Origin of the sequence: Microbacterium sp. MF43, from assembly GCF_012847295.1 — a bacterium.
Classification (GTDB): Bacteria; Actinomycetota; Actinomycetes; order Actinomycetales; family Microbacteriaceae; genus Microbacterium.
Genome location: NZ_JABBDY010000001.1, coordinates 738,494 through 760,264, shown reverse-complemented (window position 1 = coordinate 760,264; position 21,771 = coordinate 738,494). Strand labels below are relative to the sequence as shown.

The 21,771-nt window shown below is 72.1% G+C and carries 18 protein-coding genes; 11 read left to right on the top strand and 7 right to left on the bottom strand.

The features are described from left to right. Positions 1-33 precede the first annotated feature (33 nt). Complete coding sequence (locus HF323_RS03425; RefSeq protein ID WP_169581130.1) at positions 34-927, top strand: agmatinase family protein; 894 nt, start codon at positions 34-36, stop codon at positions 925-927. Next, positions 924-1,394: a histidine phosphatase family protein gene (locus tag HF323_RS03420; protein ID WP_169581129.1), complete on the top strand. Its 471-nt coding sequence runs from the start codon at positions 924-926 to the stop codon at positions 1,392-1,394. Before HF323_RS03425 ends, HF323_RS03420 begins: the two co-directional genes overlap by 4 nt. Before the next feature lie 44 nt (positions 1,395-1,438). Here the strand turns inward: HF323_RS03420 and hutI are convergent, their stop codons facing one another. From hutI to hutH, 3 genes are all read right to left on the bottom strand, one after another. Then, positions 1,439-2,614, bottom strand: a complete 1,176-nt coding sequence (gene hutI / locus HF323_RS03415) for an imidazolonepropionase (RefSeq protein ID WP_169581128.1) — start codon at positions 2,612-2,614, stop codon at positions 1,439-1,441. Positions 2,615-2,732: 118 nt separating this feature from the next. After that, entirely contained in the window at positions 2,733-4,412 is a 1,680-nt protein-coding gene (gene hutU / locus HF323_RS03410; protein WP_169581127.1) for a urocanate hydratase, read from the bottom strand. Positions 4,413-4,414: 2 nt separating this feature from the next. Beyond that, a complete protein-coding gene (gene hutH / locus HF323_RS03405; protein ID WP_169581126.1) occupies positions 4,415-5,980 on the bottom strand; it encodes a histidine ammonia-lyase in 1,566 nt (521 codons plus the stop codon). A gap of 61 nt (positions 5,981-6,041) precedes the next feature. Between hutH and HF323_RS03400 the strand changes: the two genes are divergently transcribed. Beyond that, positions 6,042-6,827, top strand: coding sequence for an IclR family transcriptional regulator (locus HF323_RS03400; RefSeq protein WP_169581125.1), 786 nt, complete (start codon positions 6,042-6,044; stop codon positions 6,825-6,827). A gap of 15 nt (positions 6,828-6,842) precedes the next feature. Here the strand turns inward: HF323_RS03400 and HF323_RS03395 are convergent, their stop codons facing one another. Next, complete coding sequence (locus HF323_RS03395; protein ID WP_169581124.1) at positions 6,843-7,853, bottom strand: LacI family DNA-binding transcriptional regulator; 1,011 nt, start codon at positions 7,851-7,853, stop codon at positions 6,843-6,845. Between the two features lie 190 nt (positions 7,854-8,043). Here HF323_RS03395 and HF323_RS03390 point away from each other — a divergent pair, with 190 nt between their 5' ends. From HF323_RS03390 to HF323_RS03375, 4 genes are read left to right on the top strand one after another with little or no spacing between them, the layout of a single operon-like run. Then, positions 8,044-9,318, top strand: a complete 1,275-nt coding sequence (locus tag HF323_RS03390) for an ABC transporter substrate-binding protein (protein WP_169581123.1) — start codon at positions 8,044-8,046, stop codon at positions 9,316-9,318. Between the two features lie 4 nt (positions 9,319-9,322). Next, positions 9,323-10,507, top strand: a complete 1,185-nt coding sequence (locus HF323_RS03385) for a sugar ABC transporter permease (RefSeq protein WP_169581122.1) — start codon at positions 9,323-9,325, stop codon at positions 10,505-10,507. Then, positions 10,504-11,415, top strand: coding sequence for a carbohydrate ABC transporter permease (locus tag HF323_RS03380; RefSeq protein WP_169581121.1), 912 nt, complete (start codon positions 10,504-10,506; stop codon positions 11,413-11,415). The genes HF323_RS03385 and HF323_RS03380 overlap by 4 nt, the downstream gene beginning before the upstream one ends. A 45-nt stretch (positions 11,416-11,460) precedes the next feature. After that, positions 11,461-13,383 carry a glycogen debranching N-terminal domain-containing protein gene (locus HF323_RS03375; RefSeq protein WP_169581120.1) on the top strand — a complete coding sequence of 641 codons (1,923 nt, stop codon included), beginning with the start codon at positions 11,461-11,463 and terminating at the stop codon, positions 13,381-13,383. Positions 13,384-13,650: 267 nt separating this feature from the next. Here the strand turns inward: HF323_RS03375 and HF323_RS03370 are convergent, their stop codons facing one another. Further along, the gene (locus tag HF323_RS03370; RefSeq protein WP_169581119.1) at positions 13,651-14,127 is read right to left on the bottom strand and encodes a YbaK/EbsC family protein; all 477 of its coding nucleotides are present in this window, start codon (positions 14,125-14,127) and stop codon (positions 13,651-13,653) included. A 275-nt stretch (positions 14,128-14,402) separates the two neighbouring features. Here HF323_RS03370 and HF323_RS03365 point away from each other — a divergent pair, with 275 nt between their 5' ends. Both HF323_RS03365 and HF323_RS03360 read left to right on the top strand, forming a co-directional pair. Then, positions 14,403-15,479 (top strand): Glu/Leu/Phe/Val dehydrogenase family protein, encoded by a 1,077-nt coding sequence (locus tag HF323_RS03365; protein ID WP_169581118.1) that lies wholly within the window; start codon positions 14,403-14,405, stop codon positions 15,477-15,479. A gap of 71 nt (positions 15,480-15,550) precedes the next feature. Then, on the top strand, positions 15,551-16,321 hold the full coding sequence (locus tag HF323_RS03360) for a ZIP family zinc transporter (RefSeq protein ID WP_169581117.1): 771 nt from the start codon (positions 15,551-15,553) through the stop codon (positions 16,319-16,321). 141 nt (positions 16,322-16,462) lie between these two features. Here HF323_RS03360 and HF323_RS03355 read toward each other — a convergent pair whose 3' ends face one another. After that, positions 16,463-17,881 carry an HNH endonuclease signature motif containing protein gene (locus HF323_RS03355; protein WP_223169129.1) on the bottom strand — a complete coding sequence of 473 codons (1,419 nt, stop codon included), beginning with the start codon at positions 17,879-17,881 and terminating at the stop codon, positions 16,463-16,465. Between the two features lie 207 nt (positions 17,882-18,088). Beyond that, a complete protein-coding gene (locus tag HF323_RS03350) occupies positions 18,089-19,339 on the bottom strand; it encodes a glutamyl-tRNA reductase (RefSeq protein ID WP_169581116.1) in 1,251 nt (416 codons plus the stop codon). A gap of 59 nt (positions 19,340-19,398) precedes the next feature. Here HF323_RS03350 and hemE point away from each other — a divergent pair, with 59 nt between their 5' ends. After that, positions 19,399-20,457 (top strand): uroporphyrinogen decarboxylase, encoded by a 1,059-nt coding sequence (gene hemE, locus HF323_RS03345; RefSeq protein ID WP_169581115.1) that lies wholly within the window; start codon positions 19,399-19,401, stop codon positions 20,455-20,457. Next, complete coding sequence (locus HF323_RS03340) at positions 20,450-21,649, top strand: FAD-dependent oxidoreductase (RefSeq protein WP_169581114.1); 1,200 nt, start codon at positions 20,450-20,452, stop codon at positions 21,647-21,649. The genes hemE and HF323_RS03340 overlap by 8 nt, the downstream gene beginning before the upstream one ends. Positions 21,650-21,771 lie beyond the last annotated feature (122 nt).

The window sequence follows — 21,771 nt, the reverse complement described above, 5'->3', positions numbered from 1 at the left end:
GCGCGGGACCGTTCGCGGAGTAGCGTCGGTCCCGTGACCCTCTCTCACGATCCGCTGTGGCCACGTGCCGGAGGCTGGCCCGCTCCCGACGACCGCGACGGCGGGTGGGACGCCGTGCTCCTCGGGGTTCCCGCCTGGCGCACGTCGCTGTCGCCGACCGGAGCCCACGCCACTCCGGCCGCGGTGCGGGAAGCGCTCCGCCGGTTCAGCCCGACGCTGCTCGGTGCGCCGCCCGTCGACCTGGCCGAGAGCCTGCGGATCGCCGATGCGGGTGACGTCGCGTCGCCGGACGGACCCGAGGGCGAGGCATCCGTCCGCGCCGCCGTCGGCGAGCTGGCCGCCGACACCGGGCTGGTCATCGCACTGGGCGGCGACAACTCGGCGACCTACGCCGTCGCACAGGGGGCGGGCGCGACGGGACTGATCACGGTCGATGCGCACTTCGACCTGCGCGACGGGGTGTCCAACGGCTCGCCGGTGCGACGGCTCGTCGAGGACGGACTGGACCCGCGCCGGATCGTCCAGCTCGGCATCGCGGACTTCGCCAATTCCGTCGCCTATGCGCAGCGGGCGGCCGACCTCGGCATCACCGTCGTCAGCCTCGACGAGGTGCGGCGCCGCGGCGCGGCCGACGTCGTCGCGCAGGCGCTCGAGATCGCGGGCGCGGGCGGCGGTCCCGTGCATCTCGACATCGACGTCGACGTCTGCGACCGCTCGGTGGCGCCGGGATGCCCCGCGTCCGTGCCGGGGGGCCTGGCCGCGTGGGAGCTGCGGGCCCTCGTGCGGGCGACGGCGTCGGATCCCCGTGTGCGCAGCGCCGACATCGTCGAGGTCGATGCGACCGCCGACGCGCCGGACGGGCGGACGGTGCGGCTGGCCGCCCTGTGCGTGCTCGAGCTGCTCGCCGGCAGGGCGGCTCAGGCATGATCCGCCTGGTGCTCGTGCGGCACGCCAAGTCGGACTGGGGCGACCCCATGCTCGACGACCACGACCGCCCGCTCAACGAGCGGGGGCGGCGGGATGCCCCGGTCATGGCGGCGCGGCTGGCCGAGACGGGATTTCGCCCTGACGTGATCCTGTCGAGCACCGCGGTGCGCGCGCGGACGACGGCCGAGGCGTTCGGCTCCGCGACGGGAGTGCGCGTCAAGCTCCGCGAGGAGCTCTACGGCGCTCCCGCCGGCGCGCTGCTCGCGGCGGCGGCCGACACCCTGGAGGAATCGGTCGTAGTGGTCGCACACGACCCCGGCATGAGCGTGCTGGCCGGGCGTCTGTCCGGCGGCGGGATCGCGCACATGACGACCTGCGCCGTGGCCACGTTCACGTGGGACGCCGACGACTGGGATGTCGCGACGTCGCTCGATCCCGACGACTGGACCTTCGACACGCCCCGCTGACCCGGAGTGGGGTACCCCGCTCCCGGGCCGGCGCGCCGGAAGCGTCAGGCGGGGCTCAGCCGCGCGCCGTCCTTCCACACGCCGGCGACGAGCGGAACGCCCGGCCGGTAGGCGAGGTGCACGCGCGTCGGGGCGTCCAGGAGCACGAGATCGGCGCGCGCTCCCGGCGCGACCAGGCCGACGTCGTCACGCCGCAGCGCCCGCGCACCGCCGGCGGTCGCCGCCCACACCGCCTCGGCCGGTGTCATGCCCATCTCGCGCACCGCGAGCGCGATCATGAGGGGCATGGAGCTGGTGAAGCTCGACCCGGGATTGCAGTCGCTGGCGAGGGCGACGGTGACCCCGGCGTCGATCAGCCGCCGTGCGTCGGGGTACGGCTGCCTGGTCGAGAACTCGACGCCCGGCAGGAGCGTCGCGACGGTGTCGGAGCCGGCGAGCGCGGCGACATCGGCGTCGTCGAGATAGGTGCAGTGGTCGACGGATGCCGCGCCCATCGCGACGGCGAGACGCACGCCCTCCCCGGGGCCGAGCTGGTTGCCGTGCACCCGCGGCAGCAGGCCGTGCGCCGCGCCCGCCGTCAGGATGCGCCGTGACTCCTCGGCCGTGAACGCGCCCCGCTCGCAGAAGACGTCGACCCACCGGGCATGCGGCCGCACCGCCCGGAGCATCGGCCCGATCACGAGGTCGACGTATTCGTCTCGGCGATCGGCGTACTCGGCGGGCACGATGTGCGCACCCAGGAAGGTGACCTCGGACGTGACCTCGGCGGCGAGGCGCGCGAGCCGGGCTTCGTCGGCGACGGTGAGCCCATATCCCGTCTTGACCTCGAACGTCGTCGTGCCCTGGACGAGCAGCTCACGCGTGAAGCCGGCCAATCGGGCCCGCAGCTCCTCGTCGCTGGCCGCCCGCGTGGCCGCGACCGTGCGGCGTATGCCTCCGGCGGCATAGGGGGTGCCGGTCATGCGCGCTTCGAACTCGTCGGCACGGTCGCCGCCGAAGACCAGGTGCGTGTGACTGTCGACGAACCCGGGGATCACGGCTCGTCCGGCCGCGTCGACGGTGTCGGGCACCGAGGCCGGGGCATCCGTCGCCGGTCCCACCCACGAGATGCGGGTTCCCTCGACGAGGACGGCGGCTCGCTGCAGCGTCCCGCAGGGATCGTCGCCTGCACCGGCGTTCGTCGTCAGCTCGCCGATGTTGGTGATGAGCGTCGCCGTCACGGCATCCCCTCCCCGTCTCCCCTGCCCATGTCCCGAACTTTCCGCTGCATGTCCCGAAGTGTCTCGCCTGGAGGCGTCCCCGGCGGCGAAGTTCGGGACACGACCGCTCTCGGCATGATCACGCGTCGAGCATCGGGACGTTGAGGCCCCGCTCGCGCGCGACCTCCTTCGCGCGGTCGTAGCCCGCGTCGACATGCCGCATGACGCCGGTCCCGGGGTCGTTGGTGAGCACGCGCTCGAGCTTCTCGGCCGCGAGCGCGGTGCCGTCGGCGACCGTCACCTGGCCGGCGTGGATCGACCGTCCGATGCCGACGCCGCCGCCGTGGTGGATCGACACCCAGGCCGCACCCGAGGCGGTGTTGAGGAGCGCGTTCAGCAACGGCCAGTCGGCGATCGCGTCGGAGCCGTCGGCCATCGCCTCGGTCTCGCGATACGGACTCGCGACCGAGCCGGAGTCGAGGTGGTCGCGGCCGATGACGATCGGGCCGGAGAGCTCACCCGAGGCGACCATCTCGTTGAACTTGCGTCCCGCGAGATGACGCTCCTTGTAGCCCAGCCAGCAGATGCGGGCCGGCAGCCCCTCGAAGTGCACGGCGTCGCCGGCCTTGTCGAGCCAGCGCACGAGGCCTGCGTTGTCGGGGAACAGCGCCTTCACGGCCTCGTCGGTCTTGCGGATGTCTTCGGGATCACCCGAGAGTGCGACCCACCGGAAGGGTCCGCGGCCCTCGGCGAACTGCGGGCGGATGTACGCGGGCACGAACCCGGGGAACGCGAAAGCGCGGTCGAACCCGCCGAGCTGAGCCTCGGCGCGGATGGAGTTGCCGTAGTCGAACACCTCGGCCCCGGCATCCTGGAATCCCACCATCGCCGCGACGTGCTTGGCCATGCTGCCCCGCGCCCGCGCGGTGAACCCTTCGGGGTCGCGTTCGGCCTCGGCGCGCCAGTCCTCGAACGGGATGCCCACGGGCAGGTAGGCCAGCGGGTCGTGTGCGCTCGTCTGGTCGGTGACGATGTCGACCTCGATGTCACCCGCGCGGTGACGCAGCAGCAGGTCGCCGAACACCTCTGCGGCATTGCCGACGACGCCGACGCTGAGCGCCTCGCCCGCCGCCTTCGCCGCGACGACGCGCGCGACGGCTGCCTCGAGGTCGGTCGTGTACTCGTCGAGGTAGCCGTGCTCGACCCGCCGGGCCAGGCGCGACTCGTCGACGTCGACGATGAGCACCGTGCCGCCGTTGAGCGTGACCGCGAGGGGCTGCGCGCCGCCCATGCCGCCGCAGCCGCCGGTCAGGGTGAGCGTGCCGGTGAGGTCGTCGCGACCGAGCGACCGGGCGACGGCCGCGAACGTCTCGTACGTGCCCTGGAGGATGCCCTGCGTGCCGATGTAGATCCACGATCCGGCGGTCATCTGGCCGTACATCGTGAGACCGAGCTCTTCGAGCCTGCGGAACTCGGGCCACGTCGCCCAGTCGCCGACGAGGTTGGAGTTGGCGATGAGCACGCGCGGCGCCCATTCGTGCGTGCGGAAGACGCCCACGGGCTTTCCGGACTGGACGAGCAGGGTCTCGTCGGGCTCGAGCTCGTCGAGGGTGCGCACGATGGCGTCGAACGCCTCCCAGCTGCGCGCGGCCTTGCCGGTCCCGCCGTACACGACGAGGGATTCGGGGTGCTCGGCGACCTCGGGGTCGAGGTTGTTCATGAGCATGCGCTTGGCGGCTTCGGCGCCCCAGCTCTTCGCCGTCTTCTCCGCGCCGCGAGGGGCACGGATGCTTCGTGCGGTCGTCCCTGTGGTGGTCATTGTCACTCCTTCGTGGTGTTCTCGAACGCGGCGTGCGCGACGGCGCCGGAGGCGACCAGCTCGGTCACGGCCTCCATGTCGGGCGAGAGGAATCGATCGTGGCCGGGGCCCTCGACGCCGGCGCTGCGCACGAGCTCGCGCACGGCGCCGGTCGCGTCGGACGGCTCCAGCGGCGCGCGCAGGTCGAGCGCTCGCGCCGAGGTGAGCACTTCGATCGCGAGGACGCGGGCGAGGCCGTCGATCGCGCGGCGCAGCTTTCGGGCGGCCGCCCACCCCATCGAGGCGTGGTCCTCCTGCATCGCGCTCGACGGAATGGAGTCCACCGACGCGGGCACGGCGAGGCGCTTGAGCTCCGAGACGATGCCGGCGGCGGCATACTGCGCGATCATCAGCCCCGAGTCGACCCCGACCTCGTGCGCGAGGAAGGGGGGCAGTCCGTGGCTGCGGGCCGGATCGAGCGCGCGATCGGTGCGCCGTTCCGAGATCGAGGCGACGTCGGCGACGGCGATCGCGAGGAAGTCGAGCACGTACGCGATGGGAGCCCCGTGGAAGTTGCCGTTGGATTCGACGCGCCCGTCGGCGGTGATGACGGGATTGTCGACGGCAGCGGCGAGTTCGCGCGTCGCGACGAGGGTCGCGTGGTCGGCGGTGTCGCGCGCGGCACCGTGCACCTGGGGCGTGCAGCGGAGCGAGTAGGCGTCCTGCACCCGTGTGCACACCGACGGGTCGCGGTGCGAGGCGACGATGGGCGAACCGGCGAGCACTCTCCGCAGGTTTGCGGCGGAGGTCGCCTGACCGGCCTGGGGACGCAGCGCCTGGAGGTCGGCGGCGAAGACGGCGTCGGTGCCGAGCTGCGACTCCACCGACATGGCGGCTGCGACATCGGCGGTGTCGAAGAGCACCGCCAGGTCGGTCAGGGCGAGCAGGAGCATCCCGAGCATCCCGTCCGTGCCGTTGATGAGGGCGAGACCCTCCTTCTCGCGCAGGACGAGCGGGGCGATGGATGCCTCGGCGAGCGCGTCGGCGGCAGCGACCTCGTCCCCGCGCGCGTCGCGCACACGGCCCTCGCCCATCGCTGCGAGCGCGACGTGCGACAGCGGGGCGAGATCCCCTGAGCAGCCGAGCGAGCCGTACTCGCGCACGATGGGCGTGATCCCCGCGTTGAGCATCGCCGCGTAGGTCTCGACCACGACGGGCCGGACGCCCGTGTGGCCCGTGGCGAGCGTCTGCAGCCGGAGCAGCTGGAGGGCGCGGACGACCTCGCGCTCGACCTCGGGCCCCGTACCCGCGGCGTGACTGCGGATGAGGCTCGCCTGCAGCTGCCTGCGGCGGTCGGACGCGATGAAGGTCGTCGCGAGGGCGCCGAAGCCCGTCGAGATGCCGTAGTGCGGCTCGGGATCGTCGGCGAGTCCCTCGACGAGGGCGCGGGTCTGGGCGACACGGGCGAGGGCCTCGGGCGCGATCTCCACGACCGCGTCGTGGCGGGCGACGGCGACGACGTCCTCGGGGCGCAGGGGTGCCGCGCCGACCGTGACGACGCCGGAGCGGGAGTCGGTGACGGTGGTCATGGGTCGATTCCACACCCGCGCGGTGGCGCGCGGCACCGCCTCGTGACATCCTCTGTCTGGGATGTCAGACAACGATGCACGGGAACGCCCCCAGGTGCCCGCCGCCGACCAGACCCTGCGGATCCTCGCCTACCTCACGCGGCAGCGCGGGCCCGTCCCCGCGCGCACGATCGCCACCGCCCTGGACGTGCCGCGGTCGACGGTGTACCACCTCCTGGCGACCCTGCAGGAGCATCAGTTCGTCGTCCACCTGCCCGAGGAGCGCCGCTGGGGACTCGGCATCGCCGCGTTCGAGCTCGCCGGCGGCTACGCCCGGCAGGAGCCGCTGGCCCGGCTCGGACGTCCGGTGCTCGCCGAGCTGGTCGACCGCGTGCGGGAGAGCGCCCACCTCGCGGTGATGCACGGGCGCGACGTGCTCTACATCGTCGAGGAGCGTGCTCCGCACCGGCCCGCGCTCGTCACCGAGGTGGGCGTGCGCCTTCCCGCGCACCTGACGGCGACGGGCCGGGCGATGCTCGCGGCTCTCCCCCGCGAGCAGGTCCGGGCTCTCTATCCGGATGCCTCGGCGTTCGCCGACCGCACGGGCCGGGGGCCGTCCCGGCCGAGCGAGCTGCGCGACGTTCTGCGCGAGGTCCGCGCACGGGGCCACGCGACCGAGGACGGCGAGGTGACGCTCGGCCTGCGGTCGGTGGGCGTCGCCGTCCGCGACCACGCCGGCTGGCCCGCCGCCGCCATCGCGCTGACCTGGCCGGCTGAGTCCGACCGCGGTCCGGGCGAGCTGGCCGGCGCGGCCACGGCGTCGGCGGCCGAGATCGAGCGCCGCATCGGCCGCACCCGGCGGGGCTGACGACGGGCCGTCGGCTCAGCGCACCACGAGGCGCGGCTCGACCAGGACGTGAGCCTCGCCCGCCGCGGTCTCGCGCGGTGCGACGACGCGTCCGGACGCGCCCATGAGCAGCTCGAGCACGCCGACGGCGACCTCTTCCGGGAGCTGCTCCACGCTGCTGATCCCCATCGCCTCGACGGCCGGCGTGTTGTCGAATCCGATCACCGGCAGGTCGGGGATCCCCGCCGCCGCCGCGGCCAGGTGTGCCCCGATGGCGAGGGAGTCGCTCGCGCACACGATGCCGTCAGGTCTCTCCGGGCGTGACAGGAGGTCTGCCGTGAGCGCGCGGGCGAGGGCGACGCTCTCCTCGCACTCCAGTCGCCGCCCGCTCGCTCCGGCAGCGGCCATCGCCTCGCGCCAGCCCCGCTCGCGATCGTCGCCTGTGCCGGAGCCGGCCGGCCAGCCCAGGAACGCGATCCGAGGCCCGGCCGTCGCCAGCAGGTGCTCGGTGGCCGCGCGGGTGCCGGCGGCGCCGTCGACGTCGACCCACAGGTGGGCCGGAGCCGCGACGTCGTCGTCTCCCCACGGGCGGCCGAAGGCCACGAAGGGGATGCCGCGCTCGACCAGCCAGCGGGTGCGCGGATCACCGTGGAAGGTCCCCGTGATCACGACCGCGTCGATCTCCCCGCCTTCGGTGAGCTCGCCCATCCGCACGATCTCCTCGGCGGGGCTGCGCGCTGCGTAGAGCTGGATGCGCATGCCTCGCTCGCTCGCGCGCTCGGTCAGGGCGTGCACGAACCGGTCGAGGACGACGCCCGAGATCCCGCCCGCGTAGGGGTCGAGATGGATGCCGATCGTCGAGCTGCGCTGCGTGCGGAGTCGTCGCGCCGCCATGTGCGGCCGATATCCGAGGTCGGCGATCGCGCGCTGGACGCGCTCGCGCGTGGCCTCCTTCACGATGCCCGGCGTGTTGATGACGTTCGACACCGTCTGACGGGAGACGCCCGCGGCGAGCGCGACGTCTTCCACGGTCGGAAGCTTGGCCATCACACCCCCTGACTGCCTGTACGCCGTTCGCGGGCCATCCTATTGCGACGTCGACCCCCTTGACAGAACCTGCCCGATGTTCCTACCGTTACTCACGCACGAAAACTTTGATCGTTCAAAATCCGGTCATCCGGATGCGGTCAATGGGTCGAGAGTGACCCGTCACAGCTCATCGAAGGAGAAGAGACTCATGACACGGCACATCACGCGTACGTGGCTCGGCGCGGGAGCACTGCTCCTGACCGGCACGCTGGCACTCACAGGATGCGGCTCGGGCTTCGACGACGACGGCGGCTCCACCGGCGGACCTGCGGGCGACGCGAGCGAATTGACGTCGAGCGACGACGCGCTGACGATCCTCATCGGATCATCCGGCGACGCCGAGACCGCCGCCGTCGAGGAAGCCGTGGCCGCCTGGTCGGAGGAGTCGGGAGTCGAGGCATCCGTCCAGGTCGCCAACGATCTGCCCCAGCAGCTCTCGCAGGGCTTCGCGGCCGGCTCGCCGCCGGACCTGTTCTACCTCGCGACCGAAGCGCTGGCGGGGTACGCCGGCAACGGCTCGCTCATCGCCTACGGCGACCTGCTCGAGAACAAGGACGACTTCTACCCCTCGCTGGTGCAGAACTTCACGGTCGACGACCAGTTCTACTGCGCCCCGAAGGACTTCTCGACGCTGCAGCTCATCATCAACAAGGGACTGTGGGATGCCGCAGGCCTGACCGACGACGACATCCCGACCACGTGGGATGAGCTCGCCGACGTCGCGGCCACCCTCACGACCGACGGCGTCACCGGCCTGGCGTTCGGCGCCGAGTACCAGCGTCTCGGCGCGTTCATGGCGCAGGCGGGCGGCCAGCTCGTGAGCGACGACGGCACCGAGGCGGTCGCCAACAGCCCCGAGAACGTCGAGGCCCTCACGTACGTGCAGGAGCAGATGGAGGCCGGATCGTTCGCATACGCCACGATCGACCTGGGCGCGGGCTGGGGCGGCGAGGCCTTCGGCACCGGGAAGTCCGCGATGACGATCGAGGGCAACTGGATCACCGGGGCGATGTCGAACGACTACCCCGACGTCGAGTACGTCGTCGCCGAGCTTCCGGAGGGTCCCGGCGGGAAGGGCACGATGCAGTTCACCAACTGCTGGGGCATGGCCGCCGACAGCCCGAACCAGCAGGCCGCACTCGACCTGGTCGAGTACCTGACCAGCGCCGAGCAGCAGCTGGCCTTCTCGGCCGCGTTCGGCCCGATGCCGTCGGTGCAGTCCGCCGCTGACCAGTGGACGGCCGACAACCCCGAGCTGGCGGCCTTCCTCGCGGGGGCGGAGTACGCCCAGGGTGTTCCCACCAACGACGGGATCTCGGCGGTCATCACCGACTTCAACGCCTCGCTCGAAGGCCTGAAGACCGGCGACCCGCAGCAGATCCTCGACACGGTGCAGTCCAACACCGAAGCAGTCGTGGGCTGACCCCATGACCGCGAGCGCGACGGCGCCTTCCCGCGTCCGGAGCCCCCGCAAGGGGCTCCGGCGCGGGGAGTCGCTCGCCGGATGGCTGTTCACGGGTCCCGTGCTCGTCATCCTCGGCGTGTTCCTCCTGATCCCCGTGCTCATGGCACTGTGGGTCAGCCTCTCGGACTGGAGCGGGCGCGGCAGCCCGTTCTCCAGCGACGTGAACTTCATCGGACTCGAGAACTACGCCGCCGTCACGGTCGACGGCGGCCTGCCCACCCGGGACTTCGGCATCTCCCTGCGCAACAACGCGTGGTACGTGCTGCTCGTGGTGCCGCTGCAGACCGCCCTCGCTCTGTTCCTGGCGATCCTCGTCAATCGCGCGATCCTGCGCGGCCGCGGCTTCTTCCGCACGGCGTTCTACTTCCCGTCGGTGACGAGCACCGTCGCGATCACCGTGCTGTGGCTGTTCCTCTTCTCAGCGTCGGGCGTCGTCAACGAGATCCTGTCGTGGATCGGCATCAACGGACCGAACTGGTTCAGCGACCCCAATGGCATCATCCACAATGCGCTCGCGTCGATCGGCATCACGGAGGGGCCGGCGCTGCTCACCGAGAACGACTTCCTCGGGCTCTCCTGGTGGCAGTGGCTCGCCGGGCCCTCGGTCGCGATGACCGCGCTCATCTTCATGGCGGTGTTCACGACGAGCGGCACCTTCATGCTCCTGTTCATCGCGGCCCTTCAGAACATCGGCGGTGAGATCCAGGAGGCGGCGATGGTGGACGGCGCGAACGGCTGGCAGCGTTTCTGGCGGGTCACCCTGCCGCAGCTGCGGCCGACCCTGTTCACGGTGATCACCCTCGGGCTCATCGGCTGCTGGCAGGTCTACGAGCAGATCTACACCGGCACGCAGGGCACGCCGGGCAAGACCACCATCACCCCGGCGTACCTCTCCTACACCTCGGCGTTCCTCGATCAGGACTGGGGCATCGGCGCGGCGATCTCGTTCATCCTGTTCGCCATCATCGTCGTGTTCACCGTCTTCCAGCGCTGGGTGCTCCGCGAGCGCCCGGTCTCCAAGCGCCGCGCCCGGCAGTACCAGCTGCCGACGCGCCCCGCGACCGCGTCGCCGGCGGTGGCGGCATCCGCCCGCGTGCCCACCGTCCCGGACCACGCCGACAAGACCGATGAGGAGGGCCCACGATGACCGGTACGACGCTGTCCGAGTCGCTCGTGCTCAATCAGGAGAAGCCGCGGGGTGAGAAGCCCACGCGTCAGCGCATCCTGTCGAAGCGCGTCGTGTGGCAGATCCTGCTCTACGTTCTCCTGATCATCCTGGCGCTGATCTACATCTATCCGTTCCTGGTGCAGGTGGCCACGTCGTTCAAGACGGAAGCGGAGGCCGCGGCCGACCCCATCTCGCTGATCCCGCAGACCATCACGTTCGCCGCCTACGAGCGGCTGTTCGGAAACAGCGACTACCCGGTGTGGTTCGCCAACTCCGCGATCGTGACGATCTGCGTGACCCTGGGCAGGGTGTTCTTCGTGTCGCTCGCGGGCTACGCGCTCGCTCGGCTGCACTTCCGCGGCCGCGGGATCGTCTTCGCCGCGGTCATCGCCGTCATGGCGGTTCCCGGGGTCGTGCTGCTCATCCCGAAGTTCCTCGTGATCAACCAGCTCGGCATGTACGACTCGTACGCCGGCATGATCATCCCCCTGCTGGTGGACGCGGCGGGAGTGTTCATCATGAAGAACTTCTTCGAGTCCATCCCGGTGTCCGTCGAGGAGCAGGCCCGCATCGACGGGGCGGGCACATTCCGCGTCTTCTGGTCCGTCGTCCTGCCGATGGCGCGGCCGGCCCTCATCACGATCGTGATCCTGTCCTTCCAGGGATCGTGGAACGAGCTGACGCACTTCATCGTGTCGACGCAGTCCCCCGAGCTCACCACGCTGACGAAGGGCGTCGCGTCGCTGGCGGCCAACCAGCTCGGCCAGGGCCAGCAGTATCCGATCAAGCTCGCCGCCGCGGCGATCATGACCATTCCCGTCGCGGTGATGTTCTTCATCTTCCAGCGCCAGATCATGAACACCTCCGAAGGAGCAGTCAAGGGATGACCTCACCCCTGCCCATGTCCGCCGGCCATCGGGAGCAGACGTCGCATGACTGACCCCACCGAGGCCCCGCAGCCGACGCAGCCGCTGCAGCCCCTTCTCAACGACGCCGTGCTGGTCCTGCGCGCGCCCACGCAAGTGTGGTCGGGCCGCACGGGCGACCTCGGCGAGAACGCGATCGACGGCGTGTACCACGGCGACCTCCGGCACATCCGGGCACTCGCGGCCGCGTGCCGGGACTCGGACGTGGAGTGGATCTCGGTCGCGTCCGGTGGTCCGTCGCGCATCGTGTTCGGAGGACTCCTGCGCGGACTCGATGATCCGACACCCGACCCGAAGGTGCGCCTGCGGCGCGAACGCCGCGTCGCGGACGGGCGGCTCACCGAGGAGTGGACGATCGACTCGCGCCTCGCGACGGATATCGAGACCGTGCTGACCCTGCGGCTCGTGCCCGAGTTCTCCTCCCTGCACGACGTCAAGGCCGGGATGGCTTCTGCGAGCGAGCACGAGGTGAGGGTGACGGATGCCTCGGCCGCCGTCGCTGCGGGCGATGCGTCGTTCCGGCTCACGGCGACGGGCGCGAGCGTCCGCGTCGAGGACGGCGCCCTCGTCGCCGAGTGGCCCGTGTCGGTGCCCCCCGGAGGATCGACCTCGGTCTCCTTCACCCTCGATCTCACGGACACCTCGATGGTCGTGCGCGGCGCGACCGGATCGTGGAACGGGGCGACCGGCACGCGCCGGCCGACAGGCCACCCGCGATTGGACCGCTGGCTCGACGTCGCACTGGGCGACCTCGACGCGCTCCGGCTCACGACCGCCGAGAGCCCCGACGAGTTCTTCGCGGCGGGGGCACCGTGGTTCTTCACGCTCTTCGGTCGCGATTCGCTGTGGGCCGCGCGACTGGTGCTCCCGCTGGACGCGCGGGTCGCGGCATCCACTCTCCGCGTCCTGGCGGGCCTGCAGGGAAGCGAGGACGACCCGGACACCGCTCAGGAGCCGGGAAAGATCCTCCACGAACTGCGCTCGTCGGCGCTCGAGATGCCGGGCGAGGGGTTGGTGCTGCCGCCGCTGTACTACGGGAGCGTGGACTCGACGCCCCTCTGGGTGTGCCTGCTGGCGGATGCCTGGCGCGCCGGGATGCCCGACGACGAGGTGCGTGCGCTCGTGCCGGCGCTGCGCGGCGCGCTGCGCTGGATCATCGAGCACGGCGACAGCGACGGTGACGGGTTCCTCGACTACGTCGACCGGACGGGGCGAGGTCTCGCGAACCAGGGCTGGAAGGACTCCGGGGACTCGATCCAGTGGCGTGACGGCCGCCTCGCGGACGGGCCGATCGCCCTGTGCGAAGTGCAGGGGTACGCCTACGAGGCCGCTCGCTCCGGCGCGGATCTGCTCGCGGAGTTCGGCGAGGCCGACGAGGGCGACCTCTCCCCCGCCGCGCTGCGGATGTGGGCGGCGGCGCTGCGCGAGCGCTTCCGCGAGGCGTACTGGGTGACGACCCCCGAGGGTCACTACCCGGCGATCGCGCTGGATCGCGACAAGCAGCGGGTCGACACTCTGACGAGCAACATCGGGCACCTGCTCGGAACCGGGATCCTCGACCCCGAGGAGGAGCGCGAGGTCGCGGACCTGCTGCTCGGCGACTCGATGTCGTCGGGGTTCGGCATCCGGACGATGTCGACGGCCGCCGCCGGCTACTGGCCGCTGTCGTACCACGGCGGGAGCGTGTGGGCGCACGACACCGCGATCGTCGCACGCGGGCTGCATCGTGCCGGTCTGCACGAGCACGCCGCGCGGGTCGCCGATGGCATGCTCGCGGCGGCGGAGGGGTTCGCCTACCGACTGCCGGAGCTGCATGCCGGGGATCCGGCGAGCGAGAGCTCGATCCCGACGCCCTACCCTGCGGCGTGTCGTCCGCAGGCGTGGTCGGCGGCGGCGTCGGTCGTGGCCCTCGAGATCCTCGGATCGTGAACGGGTAGCGCGGTCGGCCCGGCCCGGCACGGCGCGGTCCGGCTCGGCGCGGTCCGGCGCGGTCCGGCACTGCGCGGTCCGGCCCGGCCCGGCCCGGCGCGGTCCGGCACTGCGCGGTCCGGCACTGCGCGGTCCGGCCCGGCCCGGCTCGGCGCGGTCCGGCCCGGCTCGGCGCGGTCCGGCACTGCGCGCTCCGGCGCGGTCCGGCCCGGCGCGGTCCGGCCCGGCGCGGTCCGGCCCGGCGCGGTCCGGTCCGGCCCGGCGCGGTCAGTCGACCTTCGCGACCGTGCCGCCGGTGAGGCTGACGAGCTCGTCGAAGGTCAGCGGGAAGACGGTGTGCGGCGTCCCGCCGGCCGCCCAGATCTCGTCGAAGGCCGCGAGGTCCTCGTCGATGATGGTGACGAGCGGTTCCGGATGCCCCGCGGGCGCCACTCCCCCGATGGCCTGCCCCGTCGCCTCGCGCACCTGCTCGGGCGTTGCACGGCGGATGCTGTCGCGACCGAGGCGCTCGGCGAGGGCGGTGGTGTCGACGCGGTGCGCGCCGCTCGTCATGACCAGCAGCGGGGCGCCGTCGGACCAGAAGACGAGGCTGTTGGCGATCGCCCCGACCTCGATGCCGAGCGCGGCGGCGGCGAGGGCCGCGGTGGACGCGGCATCCGGGAGCACGACGATGTCGCCGGTGATGCCGGCGGAGCGCAGGGAGTCGTGGACGAGGCGGCTTCGGGCGGGCAGGTGCGCGGTCACGCGCCCCAGCCTACGAGGTGCCGCGGGCGAGGATCTCGCGCGCGGCGCACGCTCTCGGGGTGTCGGCGGGTGTCCGCGCCGGGCACGGTGCGGCGGTCTGCGGCGAGCAACCTGGTACAGGATTCCGACGAACCGGTCTCGTCAGCGCTCAATCTGCTTCGTGCCACGTCGCACGGTTGAACAGATCGCGCGACAGTGGTGCAATGGAGTCGGATGCTGCAACGCCGCGGCATCCCCAGCGCACTGCCCACAAGGCCCGCCGAAGGAAGAACGCGATGACGCACACCCTGCCCCTGCCCGATTTCACGCACGAGCGCGTGGAGGTGATCACCGGGCGGCGCAGCGGCCTCTTCATCGCCGTCGCGCTGCACTCCTCCGTGCTCGGCTCCGCTCTCGGCGGTGCGCGGCTGTGGACCTACCCGCACTGGAGCGACGCGCTCGGCGACGCCCTGCGCCTCTCCGCGGCGATGACGCTGAAGAACGCGGCGGCCGGCCTCGACGCCGGCGGCGGCAAGTCGGTCATCATGCTTCCCGAGGGCACCGTCCTCGACGCGGAGCGCCGGCGCGCGGCGTTCCTCGATCTCGGTGACGCGGTCGAGTCCCTGCACGGCCTGTACCGCACGGCGGAGGACGTCGGCTCGACGACCGAGGACATGCTCGTCGTGAGCGAGCGCACGGAGCACGTGGTCGGGCTGCCCGACGCGGTCGGAGGCTCGGGCGAACCCGCCGGCCCGACGAGCCTCGGCGTGTACGAGTCGCTGCGTGCCACGCTCGAGCGCGTGACGGGGTCGGCTGAGCTCACCGGTCGCCGCATCACCGTTTCGGGGCTCGGTCAGGTCGGAAGCCGCCTCGCGGTGCGCCTCGCGGCCGAGGGCGCCGTGCTGACCGTGACCGACGTGAACCCGGCCAAGCGCGACCTTGCGCTCGAGCTGGGCGCCGAGTGGGCGTTGCCGGGCGAGGAGCACCTGGTGCCCGCGGACGTCTTCGTGCCGGCCGGCATCGGCGGCCTGCTCACCGACGACGTGATCGATGCGCTGGACGCCAAGGCTGTCTGCGGGCCTGCGAACAACCCGCTCGCCGCGCGCAGCGGGGCCGATCGACTGGCCGGCCGGGGCATCCTCTACGCCCCCGATTTCGTGGTCAACGCCGGCGGCGTGATCTACCTCGACCTCGAGGCCAAGAAGCTCGGAACGCGCACCGAGATCATGGAGCGTGTCGCACACATCGGCGACACCATCCGCACGATCTTCGACGAGGCCGAGTCGCGCGGGGTCACTCCGCTCGAGGCCGCCGAGGGTCTCGCCGCCGAGCGCCTCGCCGCAGGCGACCGCGGCCACGCGCTGGCTCACTGAGTTTCAGACGACGGATGCCTCGGCCCGCGTGGCCGAGGCATCCGCCGTTTCCGGGAGGATATGTTGACGCCATGGATGGCGTGTGGCTCGCGGCTCTCAGCGGTCTGATTGCCGGCGGCGCACTGCTGGCGGGTGCCGCGGTCGCGTGGGTGGTGGACATCCCCAAAGCGGTGGTGGCAGCGATCATGGCTGTCGGTGCGGGAGTGCTGATCTCGACTCTGGCCTTCGAGCTCGTCGAGGAGGCTGCTCAGGACGGCGGGCTGGTGCCGACGTCGGTGGGATTCCTCGCCGGGGCGATCATTTATACGGTCGCGGACTGGCTCGTCTCCCGCCCGCGGCATCCCCGCCCCGTCCAGCCCGGCCCGAATATCGTCGCTCGTCGTGCGACGGCGCCGGTGGTGGGCGGAGCCGGCGGGATGGCGATCGCCCTCGGCGCGCTCATCGACGGCATCCCGGAGTCGATCGTGATGGGTCTGTCCGTGCTTCAGGTGGGAGGGCTGAGCATTCCGATCGTGGCGGCGGTGGCGATCAGCAACATCCCGGAGGGCCTCGCATCGACTGCTGAACTCAAACGGTCGGGCGAGGGCTTCGGCCGGATCGCGCTCCTGTGGTCGAGCATCGCGGCGATCACCGTCGTCGCCTCGGTCGTCGGCTTCCTCGCGTTCGAGTCGGCCCCCGTCGGCTTGATCGCCGTGATCACGACGATCGCGGCCGGCGGCCTTCTCGCGATGGTGTGCAACACGATGATCCCGGAGGCGTTCGACGAGCAGCAGATCCTGACCGGTCTGTGGGCGACCATCGGATTCCTGGCCGCGTTCGTGCTCCACGAACTCGCCGGGTAGCGCGGCGCCGGCACTGACATCGCACCTGACATCGCCACCCGCCGTCGCACCCGCCGTCGCACCTGCCATCGCACCTGCCGTCGCACCCGCCGTCGCACCCGCCAACGCGAGCTCGCGGTCACCCGCCCAGCCTCGGACCCGTCAGAACGGCGCCGGGGCTCCCTCCGACGGCCGGAACACCGGGACCCGCCGCAGCGGCTGAACGACGTATCTTCGACCGGCGGGCGAGGTCCACTCGAGCGCGCCACCCTCCAGCTGCCGAACGATCCATCCGCTGTGGTGCTTGACGATGTGGTGGCCCTTGCACAGGGGCGCCAGGTTCCAGAGCGAGGTGGTGCCTCCGTGCTGCCAGTCGATCGAGTGATCGATCTCGCACCGTGACGCCGGCATGCCGCACCCGGGCGCCATACATCGGTCGGCGCGCCACTTCACCAGTCTGCGGAGTTCCGGAGGCGGACTGTACTGATCACGGCCCACCGAGAGCACGACCCCGGTCTCCGGATGCGTGAGCACCCGCATCCAGCGACCGTCTCCACCGCACAATTCCCGCGCGCGGGACATCGGGATCGGACCGATCCCCTCGACGAGTGCCGGCTCTCCGTCGCCGGCAGCGTCACCGCCCAGCAAGGACAATGCGGGAACGGTCACCGCGACCGTCGCGCGGATGCCCCGTGCGGCAGACGGAGCAGTCCGCGTGTCTCCCTCGATGAGGAGGTCGGCGAACACGTCGGCGCGGATCTGATCGAGCGTGCGAGCGAACGCGTCCTGAGCGGTCGTCGACGCTTCCGTCGCCCCGCTCCCGACGGACGAGGCATCCGTGGCCGTGGCAGCAACCGCGCCCGCGACAGCGGCCGTGGCATCCGGATCTCCGCCCACACGCGCGACGGGACCCGCGGCGATGACCTTCGCCATGGCCGTCAGCCGCCCGTGGATCGCGTGGGCTTCGACTGCCGGAAGGAACGCCGAGAGCCAGGCTATGCCGTCGTCGGCCTCCTCGACGACGACCCGCCGCTGCGCCAGCGCCTCGCTGTGCCGCTCTTCGAGCGTCTGCGCCCGCGAGGTCGCGATCAGCCGCCGCAGGGAACGGCGGAAAGTGCCGAGAGCCTCGGTCTGCATGAGCGCGATCGCGTGCTCGGTGATCGGCTCCCGGAGTTCCGGCTCGACGGGAGCCATCGCGGCGACGAAGGAGTCGGCGTGGGCTTCGGTGGTTCGCCCGCCCTCCAGCACCTCCAGCACCCGCGGATACCGGTGCACCAGCGCCTCGGCGCGGGCCAGCAGTGCGTCGGCCACGTGCTCGGTGATCAGCAGCGCCGCCGCCAACTCCAGCCGCACGCCGCGCTCGACCACATCGGCGGCAGTGAAGCCGCGCGCCGCCGCATCGGCCAGGGCCTCGCGCCGCATCGCATCCACCCGCCGCAGCCGCTGCCCAGCGAAGACCGACATCATCGTGGCGACCTCGACCACCAGATCGACCGAGTCCGGGCCCTCGAAGAAGTCGGCCGGATCGACCCCGTCGGCGAACACCGCGTCATCACGGGCCGGGGGGTCGTTCATCGTCATACCCACAATGTAGAACGTACCTACGACATTGGAGTTGTACGCACGATCTCGATAACGTACATAGTGAGCTTAAAAGCACCCGGCGGCGTGCGTCACGCGCCCGCACGGCGACCGCGAACCGCCCACGCGGCGACCGATCACGACAGACGCCGCCGTCGCGAGAGCACAGGCCCGTCGCGACAGCACAGGGCCGTCGCGAGAGCGACCTCAGGCGCGAGCCGCCCAGGGCAGCACGGCTGCCTCGGATGTGGCGTCGGCGACGGTGAGACCGTGCAGGGTCTCGAGGGCCGCGCGCACCTCGTCGAGGCGACCTTCGACGGCGAGCTCGCGAATGCGCACCGAGGGCTGGTGCAGCAGCACCCCCGCGAGGTGACGCAGGGCGGCCTCGGTCTCGTCGCCGGCGCCGCGCGCGCGGGCGCGGGCGATCTCGGACTCGACGATCGCGAGCACCTCACTGCGCAGCGCGGTGATGGCAGGCCCTGCGGCGCGATCGGCGGCGAACTCCGTCGCGGCGTCGCCGACGATGGCGCGAGCGTCGGAATGAGCGCTGAACTCGTCGAGCGGCGCGTGCAGGCGAATGGTCTCGAGATCGAGCAGCTCGACGGCGTCGACACGCCCGACTTCGGGGTCGACGTTGCGCGGAAGGCCCAAGTCGATCACGAGCACACGATGCCCGGCGGTGAAGGCGTCGGCGTGGACGACGGCGTCGGCCGTGCACGTGATCACGACGTCTGATCGGGCTGCGGCGGCGGCGAAATCCTCGACGGGGGCGAGTCCGTGCTTCGCAGCGAACGCGCTCGCCCGGCCGGACGGCGAGAACACCTCGATGGTCTCGGCGCCGCGCGCGCGGACGGCCTCGACGGTGCGGGCGGCGTAGCGCCCGGTGCCGACGATCACCACGCGGGCCGCCGACCAGTCGGCGATCCGAGAGGACGCCAGTTCGAGCGCGAAGCGCACGAGGGAGCGATGGGTGCCGCGAAGGCCGGTGCGGTTCCGGATGCCTCGGCTCGTGTGCGTGGCCTTCTGGAAGAGGCGCTCCAGCTCGCTGCTGGTCATGCCCTCGGCCCGGGCGGAGTCGAGTGCGCGGCGCACCTGGCCCGAGATCTCGTCTTCGCCGACGACCACGGACTCGAGACCGCTGGTCACCGCGAACAGGTGGGCGGCGGCATCCGCCCCCTGGTGCACCGCGACGGACGAGCGGAGGAGGTCGACCGGAAGATCGGATGCCTCGGCCATCGCCTCGACGATGGATTCGACCGCGACGGCCTCGCCACCGGTGAGCGGCTCATCGATGTCGAGGTAGGCCTCGAAGCGGTTGCAGGTCGCCAGGACGACGGCCCCGCTCACGAAGAGCTCGTCGTCGACGAGCGCGCGGGTGGCAGACGGTGCACCCTGGGAGAGTCGCTCCAAGACGTCGAGACTCGCGTTCCGATGGTTCGCGGTGAGACAGAGGAGCACCCACCCATGTTAAGGCACCCCCGGAGAGCACGTCGAAACGGACGCATAGGGTTGTCTCCGTGCCCCTGGAAGATTCGCACCCGACCCGCGCCGACGGCTACGTCGCTCCCCCGCTCATCCGCGCCTACCGCGGCGAGCGCCCCGAGACGACCCCGGTGTGGTTCATGCGGCAGGCGGGGCGCTCCCTCCCCGAATACCGCGAGCTGCGCGTCGGCACCGACATGCTCGACGCCTGCCTGAACCCGGAGCTCGCCAGCGAGATCACGCTGCAGCCCGTGCGCCGGCACGGCGTGGACGCCGGCATCTTCTTCAGCGACATCGTCATCCCGGTCAAGCTCGCAGGCGTGGACGTGCGGATCGTGCCCGGCCGGGGGCCGGTTCTGGCGGAACCGGTGCGTACGGCCGCCGCGGTCGCGGCCCTTCCGCCCCTCGACCCGGCGGCGCTCGAGCCGATCCGCGAGGCGGTGCGCCTGACGGTCGCACAGCTCGGCACGACGCCGCTCATCGGCTTCGCCGGGGCGCCGTACACGCTCGCGTCCTATCTCGTCGAGGGGGGCCCGTCGAAGGAGCAGCTCAAGACGCGGGCGCTCATGCACTCGGACCCCGAGACGTGGAGCGCTCTGCTGACCTGGTGCGCCGACGTCACGGGCGCCTTCCTCGAGGCGCAGCTCGAAGCCGGCGCCTCGGCCGGGCAGCTGTTCGACTCGTGGGCGGGCTCGCTGAGCCTCGCCGACTACACCGGGCACGTCGCGCCGCACTCGTCGCGCGCCCTCGAGCGGGCCCGCGCGCTCGGTGTGCCACTCGTGCACTTCGGCGTCGGCACGGGCGAGCTCCTCGCGGCGATGCACGGCATCGGCGTGGACGTGATGGGCGTCGACTGGCGGATCCCGCTCGACGAAGCCTCGCGCCGCGTCGGGGGCGATGTGCCGCTGCAGGGGAACATCGACCCCGCGCTCCTCGCCGCTCCGTGGCCCGTGCTCGAGGCGCACGTGCGCGAGGTGCTCGATCGCGGTCGTACCGCGCGGGCGCACGTCGTGAACCTCGGCCACGGCGTTCCCCCCGAGACGGACCCGACGGTCCTGACGCGCATCGTGGAGTTCGTCCACGCGCATGGCTGATTTCTCGGTCGTCGGGGGCGGGATCGCCGGTCTCGTCGTCGCGCGGCGGCTCGCGGCATCCGGAGCCTCCGTGACGGTCTACGAGGCCACCGACCGCCTGGGCGGCACCGTCGCCCGGCACGAGGTCGGCGGTCTCGCGCTCGACGCCGGCGCCGAGAGCTTCGCGGTCCGCGGCGGCGTCGTCGTCGCCCTGCTCGGCGAACTGGGACTCGGCGGCGACATCGTCGAGCCCCGACCTGGGCCCGCGTGGCTGCAGCCGGCTTCGGGGGACGCGCTGCCGCTGCCGGCGACGGCGCTGCTCGGCATCCCGGCGGATCCGCTGGCCGACGACGTGGTGCGGGTCGTCAGCGTCTCCGCTGCTCGCGCGGCTGGCGAACTCGACACCCGGCCGATGGGCACGATTCCCCTCTCGGTCGGGTCGCTCGTGCGCGAGCGCTACGGCGACGCAATGCTCGACCGGCTCGTCGCACCCGTCGTGCACGGCGTGCACTCGATGCATCCCGACGCCCTCCCGGTCGAGCGCGCCCACCCCGGGCTCCGTGCCGCCCTCGCCGAGACCGGCTCGCTCGGCGGTGCGGTCGCGCGACTGCGAGAGGCCGCTCCCCCGGGATCGGCGGTCGCCGGCATCCGGGGAGGCGTCCACCGGATCGTGCCCGCCCTCGCCGACGACCTCGAGCGGCTCGGCGGCGAGATCCGTCTCGGGGTGCGCATCGACGACCCCGCAGCACTCAGGGGAACGGCGGTGATCGCCGCCCCCGGCATGCCGACGCCCGCCGCCCCCGGTCGCCGCATCGACCTCGTCACGCTCGTCGTGGAGCAGGCCGAGCTGGATGGGGCACCGCGCGGCAGCGGGCTGCTCGTCGCCGCCGGAGCGCCGGTCGCCGCGCGCGCCCTGACCCACGCGACGGCGAAATGGGAATGGCTGCGGGAGGCCGCGGACGGACGCCACGTCCTGCGCCTGTCGTACGACGAGGCTCCGGCGGACCCCGTCGCGACCGCTCGAGCAGACGCCGAGGCGCTGCTCGGCGTCGAGCTGCCGGTCGTGATCGACGCCGCCCACGTAACGTGGACGCGGCCGTCTGCCGCCGCGGCCTCCGGGTCGGTCGTCGTCGGGGAGACCGTGGCCGGCTCGGGCCTCGCGGGCATCGTCGCCCAGGCCGAGCGCACGGCCGCCGACCTCCTCGCCCGCTGACCTCGCCGTACCCTCGCGCGCGCCGATCGACCGAGACGAGGCGACGCGCATCCGCTGCCGAGCGATCCCGCGTCGAAGAACAGCGACCCCGGCGCCGCACCGGCCGGTGCCCCACCGCGGGA

Bases quoted from the DNA above. Each gene is read 5' to 3' on its own strand.
- HF323_RS03420 (WP_169581129.1), top strand. From the start codon at position 924: ATGATCCGCCTGGTGCTCGTGCGGCACGCCAAGTCGGACTGGGGCGAC.
- hutU (WP_169581127.1), bottom strand. From the start codon at position 4,412: ATGACCACCACAGGGACGACCGCACGAAGCATCCGTGCCCCTCGCGGC.
- hutH (WP_169581126.1), bottom strand. From the start codon at position 5,980: ATGACCACCGTCACCGACTCCCGCTCCGGCGTCGTCACGGTCGGCGCG.
- HF323_RS03400 (WP_169581125.1), top strand. From the start codon at position 6,042: ATGTCAGACAACGATGCACGGGAACGCCCCCAGGTGCCCGCCGCCGAC.
- HF323_RS03395 (WP_169581124.1), bottom strand. From the start codon at position 7,853: ATGGCCAAGCTTCCGACCGTGGAAGACGTCGCGCTCGCCGCGGGCGTC.
- HF323_RS03390 (WP_169581123.1), top strand. From the start codon at position 8,044: ATGACACGGCACATCACGCGTACGTGGCTCGGCGCGGGAGCACTGCTC.
- HF323_RS03385 (WP_169581122.1), top strand. From the start codon at position 9,323: ATGACCGCGAGCGCGACGGCGCCTTCCCGCGTCCGGAGCCCCCGCAAG.
- HF323_RS03380 (WP_169581121.1), top strand. From the start codon at position 10,504: ATGACCGGTACGACGCTGTCCGAGTCGCTCGTGCTCAATCAGGAGAAG.
- HF323_RS03375 (WP_169581120.1), top strand. From the start codon at position 11,461: ATGACTGACCCCACCGAGGCCCCGCAGCCGACGCAGCCGCTGCAGCCC.
- HF323_RS03365 (WP_169581118.1), top strand. From the start codon at position 14,403: ATGACGCACACCCTGCCCCTGCCCGATTTCACGCACGAGCGCGTGGAG.
- HF323_RS03360 (WP_169581117.1), top strand. From the start codon at position 15,551: ATGGATGGCGTGTGGCTCGCGGCTCTCAGCGGTCTGATTGCCGGCGGC.
- HF323_RS03355 (WP_223169129.1), bottom strand. From the start codon at position 17,881: ATGACGATGAACGACCCCCCGGCCCGTGATGACGCGGTGTTCGCCGAC.
- HF323_RS03340 (WP_169581114.1), top strand. From the start codon at position 20,450: ATGGCTGATTTCTCGGTCGTCGGGGGCGGGATCGCCGGTCTCGTCGTC.